The sequence below is a fragment of the Paraburkholderia sp. BR10937 genome, assembly GCF_040965695.1.
GTDB lineage: Bacteria > Pseudomonadota > Gammaproteobacteria > Burkholderiales > Burkholderiaceae > Paraburkholderia.
This window is the reverse complement of record NZ_JBFRCL010000120.1, coordinates 1-2,995: the sequence shown is the minus strand read 5'-3', so window position 1 is coordinate 2,995 and position 2,995 is coordinate 1. Positions and strand designations below refer to the sequence as shown.

3 protein-coding genes are annotated in these 2,995 nt (G+C 70.9%); 2 read left to right on the top strand and 1 reads right to left on the bottom strand.

Features of this window, described 5'->3' with window-relative positions:
* Both AB4Y44_RS42075 and AB4Y44_RS42070 read left to right on the top strand, forming a co-directional pair.
* A partial coding sequence (locus AB4Y44_RS42075) for a helix-turn-helix domain-containing protein (protein ID WP_368702779.1) occupies nucleotides 1–517 on the top strand: 517 nt, incomplete at its 5' end.
* 64 nt (nucleotides 518–581) lie between these two features.
* Nucleotides 582–2,501, top strand: coding sequence for a DUF3857 domain-containing transglutaminase family protein (locus AB4Y44_RS42070; protein WP_368702778.1), 1,920 nt, complete (start codon nucleotides 582–584; stop codon nucleotides 2,499–2,501).
* 7 nt (nucleotides 2,502–2,508) lie between these two features.
* Here AB4Y44_RS42070 and AB4Y44_RS42065 read toward each other — a convergent pair.
* Nucleotides 2,509–2,995, bottom strand: a 487-nt coding sequence (locus AB4Y44_RS42065) for an ABC transporter substrate-binding protein (protein ID WP_368702777.1), incomplete at its 5' end; no start/stop codon positions are given.

Below are 2,995 nucleotides of genomic sequence, written 5' to 3'. Positions count from 1 at the left end.
CGCGCAGGAGCGGGACCACGCGCCCGGACTGGGCGCCGCCGCCTGGGATGAAATCGCACTGGAACTGGCGCTCGCGACCTTGCGTGTGGTCGCGAGCGGCAAGGCCGCGGCGACGCCTGCCACGCCGGGCGCCGCCGCGGCGGCACGCGTGGTCGCGACGCTGCGGCTGATCGACGAAACGCCGGACGATGCGCATACGCTCGCCAGCCTCGCGAGCGCGGCGGGCGTGAGCGAGTTCTATTTTCTGCGCACCTTCTCGGCGGTGGCCGGCGTGACCCCGCACCAATATCTGCTGCGCGCGCGATTGCGCGCCGCCGCGCTGCGTCTTGCCGACGACGACGACACGAAGATCGTCGACGTCGCGCTTGCGAGCGGCTTCAACGATCTGTCGAACTTCAACGCGGCGTTTCGCACCGAGTTCGGCGCGAGTCCCCGTGCATGGCGCGCCGCGCAGCGCGAGCGCCATCTCGCGCAGACGTCATGGCCGAACGCCGCGCAAGCGGCGGCGCGCGCCTGAGACGCCCATGACGCGAGGCGAGGGGATCAGGCGCGGCGCCCGGTGCGTCGCGTCGTGCCTTGCGATGAGCCTCGCATTGATTCTGACAATCGCGAGCGGCCATGCCCGCGCCCAGGCGAGCGACCGCAGCCCCGACAGCGCGGCGCGCGTCGAGCCCGCCGATCGCGCTGCGCAAACCGACGTTCCGCCGTACACGCTCGAGCGCGACGTGCATCTGTTCGTCGTGCAGCAGGACGGCTCGGTCGTCGAGGACGACGACACCGTGCTGCGCGCCAACACCACGGCCGGCGTCGACGAGATCGCCCAGCGCTACGTCTGGTTCAATAAGGATATCGAAACGATCACGCAGCTCTCGGCCGAGACCGTCGATCTGGACGGCACCGCGCACGCGGTCGGCGCGAGCGGCATTCGCGACGTGCAGGAGCCGCGCTCGGCGGGCGCGCCCACGTTCGAGGACGGCGTGCTGCGCACGGTGATCTTTCCGGGCGTCCAGATCGGATCGCGCGTGCATCTGCATTTCGCCAAGCGCCGCGCGAAGGCGCTCGACGCGGGCTCGTTCTCGTACTTCGTCGAGCCGACCGGCGAACCGGTGGAGTTTCAGCGCCTCATCTTCGATTTGCCCGCCGACGTGCCGCTCCACGCCGACGCCCGTGGCTACGCGGCGCTCGCGCCCGAAACGGCGAACGGCCGTACCCGCTACGCGTTCGACTACCGGCACGGCCCCTATCCGCCGCTCGAAGCTGGGGCGGTCGCCTACGTGAACTGGGGCGACCGGCTGATGGTGTCGACGATGCCCGACTTCGCGGCCTTCGCCGCGCGCTATCGCCAAGCCGCCGCAGATCCCACCGCGACCGATCCGGCCATCGCAGCGCTCGCGCAGGCGCTCACGGCGGGCGTGAGCGACCCGCGCGAAAAGGCGCGCCGCATTTACGACTGGATGCGCTTCAATATCCGCTACGTCGCGCTCTTTCTTGGCGAGACCGCGGCCGTGCCGCATCGCGCGACCGACATCCTGCGCAACCGCTATGGCGACTGCAAGGACCACGTGGCGCTCTTCAGCGCGCTGCTCGCGGCGGTGGGCATACGCGCCGAACCCGTGCTGCTCAATCTCGGCCCCGTCTATACGCTGCCCGGCGTGCCGGGCTATGGCGCGCATGCGATCAACCATGCGATCGCGTGGCTGCCCGACCTCGGCGTGTACGCGGACACCTCCTCGGGCGGCTACGCGTTCGGCTACCTGCCGCCGGGCGTGATGGACCGGCCCACGCTGCTCGTCGACGACGGCGTACTCTCGCGTACGCCTGCGAACGAGCGGCGCGAGCGCACGGCGCGCCTGTCGCTCGAGGTGGGCGCGACAGGCGACGCCGCCTACAGCTACTACGTGCAAGACGAAGGCGCGGGCGCGGAGCCCGAGCGCAACTCGTTTCGCCGCGCGACGCACGCGCAGGCGCAGCAACTCGCGGCGCAGCGCCTGCGGCTCAGCGGACTCGCCGGCACCGCGCACGTGAGCACGGGCCCGACCGAGGCAACCGACGGACCGTTTTCGGTGACGATGGAAGGCACACTCGATCATGTGGTCTGGCGCGACGGCACGACCGCAATCCCCACCACGAGCAGCTTCACGGGTGGCATTGCCACGCAGATCGACAGCTGGCTCGCGCAGCCGCGCCGCACGCAGCCCTGGGCGTGCATCGGCGGGGAATTTGCGGAGAGCGCGCAGATCGTGCTGCCCGCGTTCGCGCGCGTGACCGACGTGCCGCAAGACACGCAAGTGAGCGACGTCTTTCTCGACTACACGTCGCACTACGTGTTCGACGCGCGCTCGCGCACGCTGCAGATCGAGCGGCGGCTAGCGGCGCGTTTTGGCCACCAGATGTGCACGGCCGACGAATTCGCGCAGATGCGCGACGCGCTCGTGCGCATCGAGCGCGACACGCACGCGCAGATCGTCGTGCGGGCGGTGGGCGCGCCGCAGCAACCGTGAGCGGCGCTCAGCCGCCGCGCGTCGTCACCGGCACCCACACGCCTTTCTTCACCTGCCAGAGCGTGGAGGCGCCGTTCTTGAGCGAGCCGTCCGGCTCGAAGGCGATGCGGCCCGTCACGCCGTCGAAGGCGAGCGCCTTGAGCGCGCTGCGGTACACCTCGGGCTGCGCCGATTTCGCATTGACCATCGCGTGGATCGCTGCCCACGCCGCGTCGTAGCCGAACGGCGCGTAGGCGAGCACGTTGCTGCCGAAGCGGGCTTTGTAGGCCTGCTCGAAACGCGGGCCCTCCGGCAGCTGCGCGAGCGGGCGGCCGTACTCCCAGGCCATCGAGCCTTCGGCGGCGGCGCCCGCGGCCTGGGTGAAGTCGGCGTTCGCCACGCCGCCGCCGCCCACGAACTGCGCGTTCATGCTGCGCGCCTTCATCTGCTTCGCGAGCGCCGCGCCCTGGTGCGCGAGGCCGCCGAAGTAGAGCAGAGCGGCGTCGGCGGCCTTG